The organism is Aureimonas flava (genome assembly GCF_003583935.1).
In the GTDB taxonomy this organism is placed as follows: domain Bacteria; phylum Pseudomonadota; class Alphaproteobacteria; order Rhizobiales; family Rhizobiaceae; genus Aureimonas; species Aureimonas flava.
This window is the reverse complement of the sequence record NZ_QYRN01000003.1, coordinates 54,559-70,115: the sequence shown is the minus strand read 5'-3', so window position 1 is coordinate 70,115 and position 15,557 is coordinate 54,559. Positions and strand designations below refer to the sequence as shown.

14 protein-coding genes are annotated in these 15,557 nt (G+C 68.7%); 4 read left to right on the top strand and 10 right to left on the bottom strand.

All coding sequences use genetic code 11. The features are described from left to right. Window positions 1–1,017: a substrate-binding domain-containing protein gene (locus tag D3218_RS05955; RefSeq protein WP_119539007.1), complete on the bottom strand. Its 1,017-nt coding sequence runs from the start codon at window positions 1,015–1,017 to the stop codon at window positions 1–3. A gap of 227 nt (window positions 1,018–1,244) precedes the next feature. Here D3218_RS05955 and D3218_RS05950 point away from each other — a divergent pair, with 227 nt between their 5' ends. The 3 genes from D3218_RS05950 to D3218_RS05940 all read left to right on the top strand — a co-directional run bounded on the left by D3218_RS05950 (window position 1,245) and on the right by D3218_RS05940 (window position 4,862). Further along, a complete protein-coding gene (locus D3218_RS05950) occupies window positions 1,245–2,519 on the top strand; it encodes a GAF domain-containing sensor histidine kinase (RefSeq protein WP_119539006.1) in 1,275 nt (424 codons plus the stop codon). Beyond that, window positions 2,516–3,238: a response regulator gene (locus tag D3218_RS05945; RefSeq protein WP_119539005.1), complete on the top strand. Its 723-nt coding sequence runs from the start codon at window positions 2,516–2,518 to the stop codon at window positions 3,236–3,238. The genes D3218_RS05950 and D3218_RS05945 overlap by 4 nt, the downstream gene beginning before the upstream one ends. 154 nt (window positions 3,239–3,392) lie before the next feature. Next, window positions 3,393–4,862, top strand: a complete 1,470-nt coding sequence (locus D3218_RS05940) for an FAD-binding oxidoreductase (RefSeq protein ID WP_119539004.1) — start codon at window positions 3,393–3,395, stop codon at window positions 4,860–4,862. 4 nt (window positions 4,863–4,866) lie between these two features. On the opposite strand, the gene glpK is transcribed toward D3218_RS05940, so the two are convergent. The 9 genes from glpK to D3218_RS05895 form a co-directional block, all read right to left on the bottom strand. Further along, entirely contained in the window at window positions 4,867–6,366 is a 1,500-nt protein-coding gene (gene glpK, locus D3218_RS05935) for a glycerol kinase GlpK (RefSeq protein WP_119539003.1), read from the bottom strand. An 85-nt stretch (window positions 6,367–6,451) separates the two neighbouring features. After that, on the bottom strand, window positions 6,452–8,266 hold the full coding sequence (locus D3218_RS05930) for an ABC transporter substrate-binding protein (RefSeq protein ID WP_168990421.1): 1,815 nt from the start codon (window positions 8,264–8,266) through the stop codon (window positions 6,452–6,454). Window positions 8,267–8,353: 87 nt separating this feature from the next. Continuing rightward, the gene (locus D3218_RS05925; RefSeq protein ID WP_119539002.1) at window positions 8,354–8,638 is read right to left on the bottom strand and encodes a DUF2160 domain-containing protein; all 285 of its coding nucleotides are present in this window, start codon (window positions 8,636–8,638) and stop codon (window positions 8,354–8,356) included. Window positions 8,639–8,714: 76 nt separating this feature from the next. Then, on the bottom strand, window positions 8,715–9,620 hold the full coding sequence (locus D3218_RS05920) for a carbohydrate ABC transporter permease (RefSeq protein WP_245414935.1): 906 nt from the start codon (window positions 9,618–9,620) through the stop codon (window positions 8,715–8,717). Then, window positions 9,617–10,504, bottom strand: a complete 888-nt coding sequence (locus tag D3218_RS05915; protein ID WP_119539001.1) for a carbohydrate ABC transporter permease — start codon at window positions 10,502–10,504, stop codon at window positions 9,617–9,619. Before D3218_RS05915 ends, D3218_RS05920 begins: the two co-directional genes overlap by 4 nt. Window positions 10,505–10,508: 4 nt before the next feature. Continuing rightward, window positions 10,509–11,588, bottom strand: a complete 1,080-nt coding sequence (locus D3218_RS05910; RefSeq protein WP_119539000.1) for an ABC transporter ATP-binding protein — start codon at window positions 11,586–11,588, stop codon at window positions 10,509–10,511. A gap of 11 nt (window positions 11,589–11,599) precedes the next feature. Then, entirely contained in the window at window positions 11,600–12,670 is a 1,071-nt protein-coding gene (locus D3218_RS05905; RefSeq protein ID WP_119538999.1) for an ABC transporter ATP-binding protein, read from the bottom strand. A gap of 63 nt (window positions 12,671–12,733) precedes the next feature. Continuing rightward, window positions 12,734–14,260 (bottom strand): glycerol-3-phosphate dehydrogenase, encoded by a 1,527-nt coding sequence (glpD, locus tag D3218_RS05900; protein ID WP_119538998.1) that lies wholly within the window; start codon window positions 14,258–14,260, stop codon window positions 12,734–12,736. Window positions 14,261–14,348: 88 nt separating this feature from the next. After that, complete coding sequence (locus D3218_RS05895) at window positions 14,349–15,125, bottom strand: DeoR/GlpR family DNA-binding transcription regulator (RefSeq protein WP_119538997.1); 777 nt, start codon at window positions 15,123–15,125, stop codon at window positions 14,349–14,351. A 219-nt stretch (window positions 15,126–15,344) separates the two neighbouring features. Between D3218_RS05895 and D3218_RS19470 the strand changes: the two genes are divergently transcribed. Then, window positions 15,345–15,527 carry a hypothetical protein gene (locus D3218_RS19470; RefSeq protein ID WP_136625059.1) on the top strand — a complete coding sequence of 61 codons (183 nt, stop codon included), beginning with the start codon at window positions 15,345–15,347 and terminating at the stop codon, window positions 15,525–15,527. The last annotated feature ends 30 nt before the right edge of the window (window positions 15,528–15,557 follow it).

The following is a 15,557-nucleotide window of genomic DNA, read 5'->3' as shown; positions in this document are numbered from 1 at the left end:
TTACTTCGCCTCGGCGATCACCTTCTTGGCGTCGTCCTGGCTGTAGTCGACATTGGCGACGCCGCCGTCGGGCGTGTCCTTCAGCGCCTCGTCGAGGCCCGCCTGATCGATCGCCAGGAACGGCACCACGAGGTCCTTGGGAACCTCCTGCCCGTCGAGGATCTGCTGCGCCACCCAGAAGGCCAGCGTCGAGACGCCCGGCGCGATGGAGACCGACATGGTCTCGTAGCCGTCCTTGTCCTTCTGCTGCTTCCACCAGGCGAGTTCGTCCTGGCGGTTGCCCATGATGATGGTCGGCGTCGGGCGGCCGGCGGCAGCGAAGGCCTCGGCCGCACCGAACCCGTCGCCGCCCTGCGTCACCACGCCGACGACCTGGGGGATGCTGGGCAGCACGCCGGCGACCGACTTCTGCGCCACGGTCTGCGTCCAGTCGCCCTGGACCTCGGACACGATCTTGAACTTCGGATGGGCGGCGACGCCGGCCGCGATGCCCTCGTGGATCTCGCCGTCGACCGAGGTTCCGGCGAGGCCGCGGAGCTCGAGGAGGTTGCCGCCGTCGGGGTAGCGCCCGGCGAGGTAGTCGATCTGGCCCGAGCCCATCTTCTTGAAGTCCACCGCCACGCGCCAGGCGCAGGGCTCGGTGACGATGCCGTCGAACGAGACCACGGTGATGCCGGCGTCGCAGGCTTCCTTGACGGCGCCGTTGAGGGCGGTCGGCGAGGCGGCGTTGATGACGATCGCGTCGTAGCCCTGAAGGATCATGTTCTGGATCTGGGCAGCCTGCTCGGTCGCCTGATTCTCGGCGGTGGTGAAGGCGTCGGCCGACTTCACGATGCCGTCCGCCACGGCCTTGTCGGTCACCGTCTTCCAGCTCTGGAGCATGGCCTGGCGCCAGGAATTGCCCGCATAGTTGTTGGACAGGGCGATGGACTTGTCGGCGGTGTCGGCAAAGGCCGAGCCGGCGGTGAAAAGGCATGCGGCGGCGGTGCCGGCCAGCAAGAGACGCGTGGCGATCATAGGTCCTCCCATGGGCCGCTTCGGCCCCTCCCATCTCAGCCCCGCTCGCAGTGGCAGGGCAGGGCCGCTCCCGACGGCCGGGCATCAGTGTTGACCACCGCGAGCCGTTCTGTCCAATCCTCTTCGCGCACGGCATTTGCGGGTTCCCGCAAACGCCGTGCCAGGAACGTCGCGCCCGCCGGCCGATCGGCACTGGCGGCCTGCGCGCAAACGTGGTGCGATCCTGCATGATCACACGCCTCGATCCCCAACGCCGAAACGCGCAGCCCCGCATCGTGCCCGGCGCGGAGGCGGTGTTCGGCCATCTCCTGAGAATCTCGCGCGCGCTCGCCGGTCATCTCGACTTCCAGGCGGCCATCCAGTCCGTGTCGGCCGAGCTCGGCGACGTGCTGCCGCACGACCATCTCGACGTGTGCCTCCTCGGGTCGGGCGGCAATATCCACGCGGCCTACGAAGCGGGCCTGCACACCGACTGGAGCCTGAACCCGCACCCCGTCCCCGTCTCCGGCAGTCCGATCCGCCGCATCCTGCTCGGCCAGGAGGAGGCGATGGTCACCGGCGACGCGACGAGGGACCCCCGGTTCGGCTTCGAGGGTGCCTTCAACCACCCGATCTTCGATCAGAACCTGCGTTCGCGCGTCCATGCCGCGATGCTGGTTCGCGGCGAGGTCATCGGCGCGTTCTCCTGTTCCAAGCACGACGCCGACTTCTACGGCGAGGACGACATGACCCTCGCCCGGCATGTGGGGGAGATGCTGGCGCCCTACTTCTATGCCCTGCGCGCCAGCCAGGACGCGCGTCGCCTCGCCATCGAGGAGGCCGAGGGGCGCGCGCGCGAGGAAGGGCTGCGCGAGGGCGCGCTGCGCCTGACGGAAGAGCTGGAACGCGAGCGCCAGCGCATCGGCATGGACCTGCACGACCAGACGCTCGCCGACCTCACCCGCATCGTGCGCCGGCTGGAGGCGCTGCGCGAGGGGTCCCCGGCGCCCGAGAGCCTCTCGCCCACGATCGAGGGCCTGCATCGATGCGTCGGCGAGCTCCGCAGGATCATCGACGACGCGCGACCCAACGTGCTGGAGCTCTTCGGCTTCGCCGAGGGCGTGGAGGACTTTCTCGGCCGGGCGCTGTTCGACGCGGGCGTCGAATGGCGGCTCGACGACGCGAGCGGCGGACTGGTCGACACCTTGGACCCCGCGCTCCGGCTCGCCGTGTTCCGCATCGTGCAGGAGGCGGTCAACAACGCCGCGCGCCATGCCGAACCCTCGCTGATCGAGGTCCGCGTCGCCGGCGGGCGGGACGGGACCCTGCGGGTCGAGGTGCGCGACGATGGGATCGGCTTCGCGCCGATCCCCCAGCGGCGGCGCGTCGGGGGCATCCGCAACATGCAGACCCGCGCCCGGCTGATCTCGGCAAGCTTCTTCCTCGATCGGCAACCCGGCGGGCGCGGCACGCTGATGTCGCTGGTGCTGCCCGTGGCGTCCGGTGCGGCGGTGGCGTCGTGAGCGCCGACGACATCCTCCTGGTGGAGGACGATGCGGTGCACCGCGCCTTCCTGCGCGAGGTGATCCGCAGCGTTCTGCCCGACCGCGCGCTGATCGAGGCGGCGGACGGGGAGGAGGGCGAACGGCTGGCGCGCAGCCACGGCGCGCGCGCCATCGTGGTGGACCTCCAGATGCCGCGGCGCACCGGCGTCGACCTCGCGCGCTCGCTCTGGCGCGACCGGCCGGAGACCAGCATCATCTTCTGGTCGAACTACGCGGACGAGGCCTATGTGCGGGGCGTCTCGCGCATCGTTCCGGCTGGGGCGGCCTACGGCTACATCCTGAAGTCGGCCTCGGAGGAGCGGCTCGGTCTCGCCCTGAAGGGCGTCTTCGTGGAAGGGCAATGCGTCATCGACCGCGAGATCCGGGGCGTCCAGCAGAAGGCGGCCAATCGCTCGGAAGGCCTGTCGGACGTCGAATACGAGGTGCTGGTCGATCTCGCCCTCGGGCTGACCGATCGGATGATCGCCGAGCGCCGAGGACTATCGCTGCGCACCGTGCAGAACCGGCTCCAGCAGGTCTACGAGAAGGTCGGCGCCTACCAGGGGGTCGGCGGCAGCGACCTCTTCAACCTGCGCACCCGTGCGGTGAGCCTCGCTCTGATGCGGCGGCTCCTCAATCGCGCGGGGCTCGATCAGGCCGAGGCGGAACTTCAGGCCTGGCTGGCGCGGCACCGGTAATGGCTGCCCTCCTGGGCGTTCGGGCGCAGCCATCGCCGCGACGGGCGGGGCGAGATCGGTCGAGGCGAACCACTCCGTCCCGTCCGGGGCGCACGACGCCCTTGCCTGATACGGCCTCCGGGTGCATTCCCGAACCCGTCTGGAGGATCGATCGATGAATGCCAATGTCATGACCGACGCCGCGCCGGCCGAACTCGCGCAGGCTCTCGTCGCGCGGTTCGGAAGCCGGTCGGTGCTTGCCGAGCCCGCCGACACGCTGCGTTACCGGCGCGACTGGCACGGCGACGTGGAGGGTAGCGCGGTGGCGGTGCTGCGGCCCGCCGACACCGCGGAAGCGTCCGCCATGGTGCGCTTCTGCGCCGAGGCGGGGCTCGCGGTCGTGCCGCAGGGCGGCAACACCGGCCTCGTGCTCGGCGCCCTGCCGACCAGCGCGCGGGCGCACGTGGTCGTTTCCACGGAGCGGATGAACCGCATCCGCGAGATCGACGCGGCCGACTTCTCCGCCGTGGTGGAAGCGGGCTGCGTGCTCGGCGCCATCAAGGAAGCGGCGGAGGCGCAGGATCTCTTCTTCCCGCTCTCGCTCGGCGCCGAGGGAAGCTGCCAGATCGGCGGCAACATCTCCACAAATGCCGGCGGCATCAACGTCCTGCGCTACGGCATGACGCGCGAGATGATCCTCGGCCTGGAAGTGGTGCTGGCCGACGGGACGGTCTGGAACGGTCTGTCGACTCTGCGCAAGAACAATGCGGGGCTCGATCTCAAGCAGCTCTTCATCGGCGCGGAGGGCACGCTCGGCCTCGTCACCGCCGCCGCGATCCGGCTCGTGCCGAAGCCGACGCGCACGGAAACGGCCTTCCTGGCGCTCGGCGACCGGAACGACGTGATGGCGCTCTATGCGCTGGCGCGGCGTGAATGCTGTGACCTCCTGTCCGCCTTCGAGCTGGTGCCGCCGGAGGGCATGATGCTGGCCAAGGAGGCCGACCCCTCGCTGGTCCTGCCGCGGATCGCCGAGGCGCCCGCCTATGCGCTGATCGACGTCGCGGCCACAGGCTCGCTCGACCTCAAGCCCCTGATGGAACGCTTCTTCGAGCTCGCCGCCGAGCGCGGCTACGTGGTCGACGGGGTGCTGGCCGCCTCGGAAGCGCAGGCCGCCGATCTCTGGCAGATCCGGGACGGCATGAACGAGGGGCAGGCGAGGCGCGGCGTCCATCTGCGCACCGACCTCTCCGTGCCCCCGTCCAAGGTCGCCGCCTTCATCGAGGAGGGCATGAGGGAGATGGCCCGGCACCTGCCGGACTGCCTGCCGGTCGCCTACGGCCATGTCGGCGACGGCAACATCCATTTCAACGTCCTGCCGCCCCCGGGCCTCGCGCGCGAGGAGCGCGACGCCCAGATGCTGCTCGCCAAGAAGACGCTGCATGCGATCGTCGATCGCTATGCCGGCGGGATCAGCGCCGAGCACGGCATCGGGCGGCTGAAGCGCGACGACTTCGCCACGCGGCGCACGCCCGTTCAGCAGCAGGTCCTGGCCGGCATCAAGGCGCTGCTCGACCCGGCCGACCTGTTCAACCCCGGCTGCCAGATGGCCTCGCCGCGGGACGGAAGCGACGTGACGGTGTTCTGACGCGTCACCCCGCCACGGTCTCGGTCAGCGTCCGGCGGACCGCCTTGGACCAGCCGCTCAGCTTCTCGCCGCGCCGCACGGCGTCCATGGAGGGCTCGAAGCGGCGCTCCAGGCGCCAGCGGGCGGAGAAGCCGTCCATGTCCGGCCACGCGCCGCAATGGCGGCCGGCCAGCCAGGCGGCGCCGAGGGCGGTGGTCTCCAGGACGGTCGGGCGGTCCACCGGCGCGTCCAGGATGTCGGCGAGGCGCTGCATGGTCCAGTCGCTGGCCACCATGCCGCCGTCGACCCGCAGAACCGTGTCGGCCGCGCCGGGCCAGTCGAGCCGCATGGCGGACAGAAGGTCGGCGGTCTGGAAGCAAACGGCCTCCAGCGCCGCGCGCGCGATCTCGTTGGGGCCGGTGTTGCGCGTGAGCCCGTAGATCGCGCCGCGCGCCTCCGCGTCCCACCAGGGGGCGCCGAGACCGGTGAAGGCGGGCACCAGGTAGACGTCCTGGTTGTCGTCCGCCCGGGTCGCCATCGGGCCGGTCTCCGACGCCTTCTCCACGATGCGCAGCCCGTCGCGCAGCCATTGGACGGCGGCGCCGGCGATGAAGATCGAGCCCTCCAGCGCGTAGGTCGTCCGGCCGTCGAGGCGATAGGCGATGGTCGACAGGAGGCGGTTGGCGGACAGCACCCGTTCCGTGCCGGTGTTGAGCACGGCGAAACAGCCGGTGCCGTAGGTGGACTTCATCATCCCGGGCCGGAAGCAGGCGTTGCCCAGCGTCGCGGCGTGCTGGTCTCCGGCCATCCCGCAGATCCGGATCGGGGCGCCGAAGAGGGTGGGGTCCACGGTGCCGAAATCGGCCGCGCAGTCGCGCACCTCCGGCAGAACGGCGCGCGGCACGCGCAGGAGGCGCAGGAGTTCGTCGTCCCATTCGTTGCGCGCCGTGTCGAACAGCATGGTGCGCGAGGCGTTGGTGGCGTCGGTGGCGTGGACGCGCCCGCCCGTCAGCCGCCAGAGAAGGAAGGTGTCCACCGTGCCGAAGGCGAGCTTGCCGGCCTCGGCGCGTGCCCGCGCGCCGGACACGTGGTCCAGCATCCAGGCGATCTTGGTGCCGGCGAAATAGGGGTCCACCACGAGACCCGTGCGCTCCGAGATCGTCGCCTCCGCGCCGTCCTTAACCAGGGCGCGGCAGATGTCGGCGGTGCGCCGGTCCTGCCAGACGATGGCGTTGTGGATGGGCTGGCCGCTCTCGCGGTCCCAGATCAGGGTCGTCTCGCGCTGGTTGGTGATGCCGATCGCGGCGATGTCGCCGGGCGACAGCGAGGCGTCGGCCAGCGCGGTCTTCACCGTCTCGACGACGGAACGCCAGATCGCCTCCGGGTCGTGCTCCACCCAGCCGGAACGCGGCAGGATCTGCTCGAACTCCTGCTGGCCGACGCCCACCACGCGGAACGAATCGTCGAAGACGATGGCGCGGGAGGACGTGGTGCCCTGGTCGATCGCCAGCACGTATCCGGTCATGGGGAACTCCGGTGGTTCGGATGCGAGGTCATGCGAAGGCCGGGGCGGACCCCGGCCTTCCGTTCGCTGCGAAGGAAGCCGCGCGTCAGTTCGCGGGCTTGGCCGTGTCCGGCTGCGCCGAAGCCTTCACGGCCGTGGTGCCGGCCGCCGCGTCGCCCGGATCGCCGGCGGCGTTGGTGTCGGCCCAGCTCTTGACCAGCTCGTCGTAGTTGACGGTGATCGGCTGCTCCTTCTCGTTCTCCTTCTTCATCTGCGGGGCCAGCGTGCCGGCCTTCTGCGCCTCGGCGTTCCAGTAGGCGAGGTCGTGCTCCTCGTTGAGCTTCGGCCCCTTCTCGCCCTGGATGCCGGCGCGCTCGAGCCGCGCCATGACCTTTTCCTGCTCCGCGCAGAGCGAGTCCATGGCTTCCTGCGGCGTCTTGTTGCCGGCGGCCGCGTCGCCGATGGCCTGCCACCAGAGCTGGGCGAGCTTCGGGTAGTCGGGCACGTTGGTGCCCGTCGGCGACCACTGCTTGCGGGCCGGCGAACGGTAGAACTCGACGAGGCCGCCGAGGTCCTTGGCGCGGTCGGTGAAGCTCTGGTGCCGGATCGTCGACTCGCGCACGAAGGTCAGGCCCATGTGGCTCTTCTTCACGTCGACCGTCTTGGAGGTGACGAACTGGGCGTAGAGCCAGGCGGCCTTGGCGCGCTCCGTCGGGGTGGACTGCATCAGCGTCCACGATCCGACGTCCTGGTAGCCGAGCTTCATGCCGTCGACCCAGTAGACGCCGTGCGGGGAGGGGGCCATACGCCACTTGGGCGTGCCGTCCTCGTTAACCACCGGCAGGCCCTTCTTGACGGCGTCGGCGGTGAAGGCCGTGTACCAGAAGATCTGCTGGGCGATCTCGCCCTGCGCCGGCACCGGGCCGCTTTCGGAAAAGTTCATGCCCTGCGCCGTCGGCGGGGCGTACTTCTTCAGCCACTCGAGATACTTCTCGATGGAGTAGACCGCGGCCGGTCCGTTGGTGTCGCCGCCGCGCGCCACGCACGAGCCCACCGGTTGGGACTGGTCGTTGACGCGGATGCCCCACTCGTCCACCGGCAGGCCGTTGGGCAGGCCCTTGTCGCCGTTGCCGGCCATGGAGAGCCAGGCGTCGGTGAAGCGCCAGCCGAGCGACGGGTCCTTCTTGCCATAGTCCATATGGCCGTAGACCTTCTTCCCGTCGACCTCGCGACCGGTGAAGAACTCGGCGATGTCCTCGTAGGCCGACCAGTTGACCGGAACGCCGAGGTCGTAGCCGTACTTGGCCTTGAAGTCGGCCTTGTTCTTCTCGTCGTTGAACCAGTCGTAGCGGAACCAGTAGAGGTTGGCGAACTGCTGGTCGGGAAGCTGGTAGAGCTTCTTGTCCGGCGCGGTGGTGAAGCTGGTGCCGATGAAGTCGGCGAGGTCCAGCGTCGGCGAGGTGACGTCCTTGCCCTCGCCGGCCATCCAGTCGGTGAGGTTGCGGACCTGATTGTAGCGCCAGTGGGTGCCGATCAGGTCGGAATCGTTGACATAGGCGTCGTAGATGTTCTCGCCCGACTGCATCTGCGTCTGCAGCTTCTCGATCACGTCGCCTTCGCCGATGATGTCGTGCGTCAGCCGGATGCCCGTGATGTCGGAGAAGGCCTTGGCGAGGACCTTCGATTCATAGTCGTGGGTCGTGATGTTTTCCGAGACGACCTTGATCTCCATGCCGGCGAAGGGCTTCGCGGCATCGATGAACCACTGCATCTCGGCTTCCTGATCGGCGCGCGAGAGGCTGGACTGGTCCTTGATCTCGGCGTCCAGGAACGACTTCGCCGCGTTCATGTCGGCGAAGGCCGGCCCGGTGGCCAGCGCGATCGCCAAGCCGGCCGCGCTCATCATCCATTGCTTCTTCATGTCGGTCTCCTCCCAAAGCCAGGTTTACGGCCGGTCGTTTCGGCCCTTCCGCGCGACCGGCCGCGCGCGACGGGGTTCGAAGCCGCTTCAGACGAAGCGGAACACCAGCCCCGCATAGGCGAGGCACACGCCGAGCGCCCACCAGAGGGGGGCGTCGGAAAAGAAGTACAGCGAGCCGAGGCAGATGAAGGCGGAGCCGAGCAGCGAGACGAAGAGCCGGTCGCCGCGCGTGGTCTCGAAGCGCAGCACGCCCAGTCTCGGTCCGCCGCCGGGCGAGGCGACCTCCCACATGCCCATCGCCGCGATCAGCGCGAAGATGCAGAGGAAGAAGGCGGCGGTCGGCCAGGTCCAGGCCATCCACGAGAAGTCCATGGCGATCCTCCTCAGTTGCGGCCGGTGCCGGGGCCCGCAGCGACGGTGTTGCGTGAGTGCGGGCTCGAGCGATCCATCACACTCTCCCCAGGGCGAAGCCCTTGGCGATGTAGTTCCGCACGAACCAGATCACGATCGCGCCCGGAATGATGGTGAGCGCTCCGGCGGCGGCCAGGACGCCCCAGTCCATGCCCGAGGCGGAGACCGTGCGCGTCATGATGGCCGAGATCGGCTTGGCGTCGGTCACGGTCAGCGTGCGCGCGATCAGGAGCTCGACCCACGAGAACATGAAGCAGAAGAAGGCCGCGACCCCGATGCCGCTCGCGATCAGCGGCGTGAAGATCTTGAAGAAGAAACGCGGGAACGAATAGCCGTCGATATAGGCCGTCTCGTCGATTTCCTTGGGCACGCCCGACATGAAGCCTTCCAAGATCCACACCGCGAGCGGCACGTTGAACAGGCAGTGGGCGAGCGCCACCGCGATGTGCGTGTCGATCAGGCCGAAGGCGGAATAGAGCTGGAAGAAGGGCAGGGCGAACACGGCCGGCGGCGCCATGCGGTTGGTCAGCAGCCAGAAGAACAGGTGCTTGTCGCCCAGGAACCGGTAGCGCGAGAAGGCGTAGGCCGCCGGCAGCGCCACGGAGACGGAGATCACCATGTTCATCACGACATAGATGATCGAGTTGATGTAGCCCGAGTACCAGGACGGGTCGGTGAAGATCGTCCGGTAGTTGTCCAGCGTCGGATTCTGAGGCCAGAGCGTGAAGGTCGAGATGATCTCCTGGTTCGTCTTGAAGCTCATGTTGACGAGCCAGTAGATCGGCAGGAGCAGGAACAGGATGTAGAGCGCCGGGATCAGCGCCTTGGGCCGGAAGCGGCCCGAGGCAAGGCGCGAGCGGGCCCTCAGCGCGTCCTCGGAATGGAGTGCCGGCGGAATGGCGGCATGGGCCTCGGCGGCGGGGGAGGCGGCGGCGGCGCTCATGCCTGGTCTCCCGCGCTGGGCCGGTCGGTCCCGGCATTGGTCATCACTGTGTAGAACACCCAGGAAAGCAGGAGCACGATCAGGAAGTAGATCAGGCTCATGGCCGCGGCCGGGCCGAGGTCGAACTGGCCGACCGCCGTCTTGACGAGATCGATCGACAGGAAGGTCGTCGAGTTGCCGGGGCCGCCGCCCGTCACCACGAAGGGCTCGGTGTAGATCATGAAGCTGTCCATGAAGCGCAAGAGCACGGCGATGAGCAGCACGCGGCCCATCTTCGGAAGCTGGATGTAGCGGAACACCGCCCAGCGCGAGGCGCCGTCGATCTTGGCGGCCTGGTAGTAGGCGTCGGGGATCGACACGAGCCCGGCGTAGCAGAGCAGCACCACGAGGCTGGTCCAGTGCCAGACGTCCATGACGATCAGCGTCGCCCAGGCGTCGAACGAGTTCTGGACGTAGTTGTAGGGGATGCCGAGATTGGCCAGCGTGCGGCCGAGGAGGCCGATGTCGGTGCGCCCGAAGACCTGCCAGATCGTGCCCACGACGTTCCACGGGATCAGCAACGGCAGCGCCATCAGAACGAGGCAGACCGGCACCCAGATTCCCTTCTTGGGCATGGCCAGAGCCACCAGGATGCCGAGCGGCACCTCGATCGCCAGGATGATGCCCGAGAAGATCAGGTTGCGCACCAGCGCGTCGTGGAAGCGCGAGGACTGGAGGACGTCGGTGAACCATTCGGTTCCCGCCCAGAAGAACTCGTTGTTTCCGAACGAGTCCTGAACCGAGTAGTTGACCACGGTCATCAGCGGGATCACGGCCGAGAAGGCGACCAGCGCCAGCACCGGCAGGACCATGAACCAGGCCTTGTTGTTCCAGGTCTTGTCCATCGCCTCAGCTCCTTCCCGCCACGAGCCAGCTGTCGGCATAGAGGTTCACCGCGCCGGGCTCGAAGCGCACCGCCGCGTCGGCGGGGACCTCGACGCCCTCGGGCAGGATCGCGGCGAGCTTCTCGTCGCCGAGGCGCGCGCGCACGATGCGCTCGGAGCCGATGTCCTCGATCTTGTCGATGCGCACGGGAAGCGCGTCGTCGCTGCCGGCCCCCACGAGCCGCACGAACTCGGGCCGGATGCCGAGCTCGAGCCGCCCGGCGGCCGCGGGGACTGCGGCGTCGGTCGTCACGGAGCCGCCGGCCACGATCGCCCGGCCGTTCTCGACGCGGCAGGGCAGGACGTTCATGCCGGGCGAGCCGATGAAGTATCCGACGAACGTGTGTCGCGGACGCTCGAACAGCTCCTTGGGTGTGCCGATCTGGACCACCTGGCCCTCGTACATGACGACGACCTTCTCTGCGAAGGTCAGCGCCTCGGTCTGGTCGTGAGTGACGTAGACCATGGTGGCGCGGAACTCGCGGTGCAGTTCCTTGAGCAGCGAGCGCAGCACCCACTTCATCTGCGGGTCGATCACCGTCAGCGGTTCGTCGAAGAGGATGGCGTTGACGTCGTGACGCACGAGGCCGCGACCGAGCGAGATCTTCTGCTTCTCGTCGGCGGTGAGGCCGCGCGCCTTGCGGTTGGCCTTGGGCGTCAACGCCAGGCGATCGAGCATGGTCGCCACGCGCCGGCCGATCTCGGCCTCGGGCACCTTCCGGTTGCGCAGCGGGAAGGCGAGATTCTCGGCCACCGTCATCGTGTCGTAGATGACCGGAAACTGGAACACCTGCGCGATGTTGCGCGCTTCCGGCGCGAGGTCGGTCACGTCGCGCTCGCCGAAGCGCAGGCGCCCTTCGGAGGGCGTCAGCAGCCCCGAGATGATGTTGAGGAGCGTGGTCTTGCCGCAGCCGGATGGGCCGAGCAGGGCATAGGCGCCGCCGTCCTCGAACACGTGGTCCACCTCGCGCAACGCATAGGTGCCGGCACGGGCGAGTTCGGGGGTGTAGGCGTGGCGGATGTGATCGAGCTGAATCTTCGACATCGCGTCCTCCCTCAGGCCGCCCGAGCCAGGGCGGGCGCGGCGGCCCGGCCGTCGGCACCGAACACGCGCAGGTCGCCCGGCGCGAAGTGCAACTCGATCGGCGCGCCCCGCTCGGACGCCCGCACGCCGGGCAGCACCGCCACGAGCCGGTCGCCGCCGATGTCCGCATGGAGATAGGTCTGCGAGCCCGTGACCTCGGTCACCACGACGCGCGCCTCGAATCCGGCGGTGCCCAAGGGGGGCGGACCGGCGCGCAGGTGATGGGCGCGCAGGCCCGCTAGATAGGCGCCGTCGGGGAGGCCCGGCGCCGGCACGCTGAACCCGTGCGGCGAGACGAGGATGCCGCGCTCCGCTTCCATCGCGAGGACGTTGAGCGGCGGGTCGGAGAAGATCCGCGCGGTCTCGAGGTCGGCGGGGCGGCGGTACACGTCCGGCGTCGGGCCGAACTGGGTGACGCGCCCGCGCGACAGGGTGGCCGTGTTGCCGCCCAGGAGAAGCGCCTCGGTCGGCTCCGTCGTGGCGTAGACGAAGATCGCGCCGCTCTCGGCGAAGATGCGCGGAAGCTCCTCGCGCAGTTCCTCGCGCAGCTTGTAGTCGAGGTTGGCGAGCGGCTCGTCCAGAAGCACCAGGTCGGCCTTCTTGACCAGGGCGCGGGCGAGCGCGGTGCGCTGCTGCTGGCCGCCCGAAAGGTTCAGCGGCGTGCGGTCGAGATAGGGCTTGAGCTTGAGCAGGCTCGCCGCGCCGTCCACCGCCTCGCGGATCTCGGCCTCGGGGCGGCCCTGCACGCGAAGCGGCGAGGCGATGTTCTCGAACACCGTCATCGCCGGGTAGTTGATGAACTGCTGGTAGACCATGGCAACGTTGCGCTTGGCCACGGGCACGCCCGTCACGTCCTTCCCGTCCATGAAGATGCGCCCGCTCGTCGGCCGGTCGAGCCCGGCCATCAGGCGCATCAGGCTGGTCTTTCCCGACAGGGTCGGGCCCAGCAGGACGTTCACCGAGCCGCGTTGCAGCGTCAGGCTGACGTCCTCGATGTGGGTCTCCGCGCCGACCCGCTTGCCGACCTGTTCCAACAGCAGCACCGTAACCTCCCGTGCAGCCAAATCCTCAACGCCGTCCCCGCGCCCTTGGCGGCGCGACGACGCCTACTCCGCCGCCAGTCCCTGGCGTCGCCCGCGCGATACCAGCCCGCCCATCACGTCTTCCAACCCGGCCACCTCGTCGGGGCCGAAGCGCAGGCCGAGCTTCGAGCGGCGCCAGAGCACGTCCTCGACCGTGCGGGCCCACTCGTGACGAACGAGCCACGAGACCTCGCGCTCGGTCAATCCGTGACCGAGGTCGCGGCCCCAGTCCGCCCGGCCGCCCGGCCCGGCTTCGTCCGCCATCGCGATCGCTTCCGTGCCGTAGGCCCGCACCAACCGCGCGCGGGTATCCGGGGAGAGAGCGGGCGCGGCCTCGGCGAGGCGCGCATCGAGCGCATCCAGCCCGTCCACCGCGAAGTCGCCGCCGGGCAGGGCGGCCTTGCCCGTCCAGGGGCGGCCCTTGGCGCCCAGCGCCTTTTCCACGGCGTCCAGGACATCCTCGGACAGTCGGCGATAGGTGGTGATCTTGCCGCCGAAGATGTTGAGCACCGGCACGCCGCCGGCGGCGTCGACCTTCAGAACGTAGTCGCGCGTCGCTTCCTGGGCCTTGGAGGCGTGGTCGTCGAACAGCGGGCGCACGCCCGAGAAGCTCCAGACGATGTCCTCGCGCCGCAGCGGCTCGGCGAAATACTCGCTCGCGGCCTTGAGGAGATAGGCGGTCTCCTCCTCGCTGATCGCCGCGTCGGCCGGGTCGCCGGCATAGTCGCGGTCCGTCGTGCCGACCAGCGTGAAGTCGCGCTCGTAGGGGATCGCGAAGATGATCCGCCCGTCCGCGTTCTGGAAGATATAGGCGCGGTCGTGGTCGAAGAGCCGGCGCATCACGATGTGCGAGCCCTGCACGAGGCGAATGTTGTGCGCGTCCGGCCGCGACAGGGTGGACTGGATCACCCGGTCGACCCACGGACCTGCGGCATTGACCAGGAAGCGCGCGCCCACCGTCTCGGTCGCGCCGGTCTGCGTGTCCTCGAGAGTGATCACCCAGCCGTCGCCTTCGCGCCGCGCCCCCGTGGCGCGGGTTCGCACCCGGATCGACGCGCCGTGCCGCGCCGCGTCGCGCGCGTTTGCGATCACGAGGCGGGTGTCGTCCACGCGCGCGTCGGAATATTCGAAACCCTTGGCGAAGGCGGGCTTGAGGGGCGCGCCGAGCGGGCCGGCGAGATCCACCGTGCGCGTGGCCGCCAGCTTCCGGCGTCCGCCCAGGTGGTCGTAGAGAAAGAGGCCGAGCCGCAGCAGCCACGATGGGCGCAGGCCCGAATGGTGGGGCAGCACGAAGCGCAGCGGCTGGATGATGTGCGGCGCGATGGCCCAGAGCACCTCCCGCTCCATCAGCGCCTCGCGCACCAGACGGAACTCGTAGTGCTCCAGATAGCGCAGGCCGCCGTGGATCAGCTTGGTGGACCAGGACGAGGTGCCGCTGCCGAGATCCCGCGCCTCGGCGAGCCCGACCGAGTAGCCCCGTCCGGCCGCGTCGCGGGCGATGCCGCATCCGTTGATGCCGCCGCCGATGATGAAGAGGTCGAAGCTCTGCATGATCCCACCGCTTTCGCATTGCAGCAATAATCGCGCAAATGCGAAAGTAGGAGGATTAGAAACGAAAATAAACGAAAGTCAAGCGACGCTACACGTCTTCCGGAGCGGCCGCCGTCTCGATCAGCCGCACCCCCGCCTGGCGGCAGATGTCGCGCACTTCCTCCGATCCGCAGCGGTCGGTGACGAAGCTTTGCACCTGCGAGATATGGCCGATCCGAACCGGTGCGGTGCGGTCGAACTTGGAGCCGTCCGAGACCAGGATCACATGCCGCGCGTTGGCCATGATCGCCTGCGCGACGCGCACCTCGCGATAGTCGAAGTCGAGCAGAGCGCCGTCCGAATCGATCGCGGACACGCCGACGATCGCGAAGTCGACCTTGAACTGGCGGATGAAATCCACCGCCGCCTCGCCGACGATCCCGCCGTCGCTGCGCCGGATCACGCCGCCCACCACGATCACCTCGATCTGAGGACTCGGCCGCATCACGTTGGCGACGTTGAGGTTGTTGGTGATCACGAGAAGGCCGGCATGATGCAGGAGCGCCTGCGCGGCAGCCTCGGTCGTGGTGCCGATGTTGATGAACAGCGACGACCGGTCTGGCACGAGGTCGGCCGCCGCGCGCCCGATCTGAAGCTTCTCCACCGCCGCGATCGCGCGCCGGGCGTCGTAGCCCACGTTCTCCGCGCCCGATCCGAGCACCGCCCCGCCATGGATGCGCGACAGGAGCCGCTGCTCGCAAAGCTCGTTCAGATCCTTGCGGATGGTCTGGACGCTGACCTCGAACCGCGCCGCCAGCGCGTCCACCAGCACCTTGCCTTCACGCTTGGCGGCTTCGACGATTCGGGCCTGACGCTCTGACAACATGGGCAACCTCGAACGGCGAAGGGCAAAAAGCGAAACTCGAATGCTACGAAGCGAAACATAGTGTCAGTTGCACCCGAAAGGAAACGACCTCAGTCTTTCGCGTGGAAACCATCGGCGAAAAATTGGTCTCGCCCCCTTTGACGGCGCGGGACCCGCCCTATAGAGCGGCGCCGTCGCATGGTTGACGAAGTTTTGTGATCCAAAGGCTGGGAGGGACTGTTGGATATCGTGAAGGAAAACCGAATGATGAAGGCAGCGAATTTCGCCATGACGCGCGACGACGTCGTGCGCATGGAAGGCGAGGATGCGGCCCGTAACAACCGGACGCGTCGGGACAATCCCTATCGCCCCGGCAGCGCCGACTGGCGCGCCTGGTGCAACGGTTTCGAAGCCATCCGCTGAGCCGCACGGCATCGGGGAAACGCGAATCGG

Coding starts and splice junctions, on each gene's coding strand:
- D3218_RS05930 (WP_168990421.1), bottom strand. CDS start 8,266: ATGAAGAAGCAATGGATGATGAGCGCGGCCGGCTTGGCGATCGCGCTG.
- D3218_RS05940 (WP_119539004.1), top strand. CDS start 3,393: ATGAATGCCAATGTCATGACCGACGCCGCGCCGGCCGAACTCGCGCAG.
- D3218_RS05955 (WP_119539007.1), bottom strand. CDS start 1,017: ATGATCGCCACGCGTCTCTTGCTGGCCGGCACCGCCGCCGCATGCCTT.
- glpK (WP_119539003.1), bottom strand. CDS start 6,366: ATGACCGGATACGTGCTGGCGATCGACCAGGGCACCACGTCCTCCCGC.
- glpD (WP_119538998.1), bottom strand. CDS start 14,260: ATGCAGAGCTTCGACCTCTTCATCATCGGCGGCGGCATCAACGGATGC.
- D3218_RS05925 (WP_119539002.1), bottom strand. CDS start 8,638: ATGGACTTCTCGTGGATGGCCTGGACCTGGCCGACCGCCGCCTTCTTC.
- D3218_RS05920 (WP_245414935.1), bottom strand. CDS start 9,620: ATGAGCGCCGCCGCCGCCTCCCCCGCCGCCGAGGCCCATGCCGCCATT.
- D3218_RS05915 (WP_119539001.1), bottom strand. CDS start 10,504: ATGGACAAGACCTGGAACAACAAGGCCTGGTTCATGGTCCTGCCGGTG.
- D3218_RS05910 (WP_119539000.1), bottom strand. CDS start 11,588: ATGTCGAAGATTCAGCTCGATCACATCCGCCACGCCTACACCCCCGAA.
- D3218_RS05950 (WP_119539006.1), top strand. CDS start 1,245: ATGATCACACGCCTCGATCCCCAACGCCGAAACGCGCAGCCCCGCATC.
- D3218_RS05895 (WP_119538997.1), bottom strand. CDS start 15,125: ATGTTGTCAGAGCGTCAGGCCCGAATCGTCGAAGCCGCCAAGCGTGAA.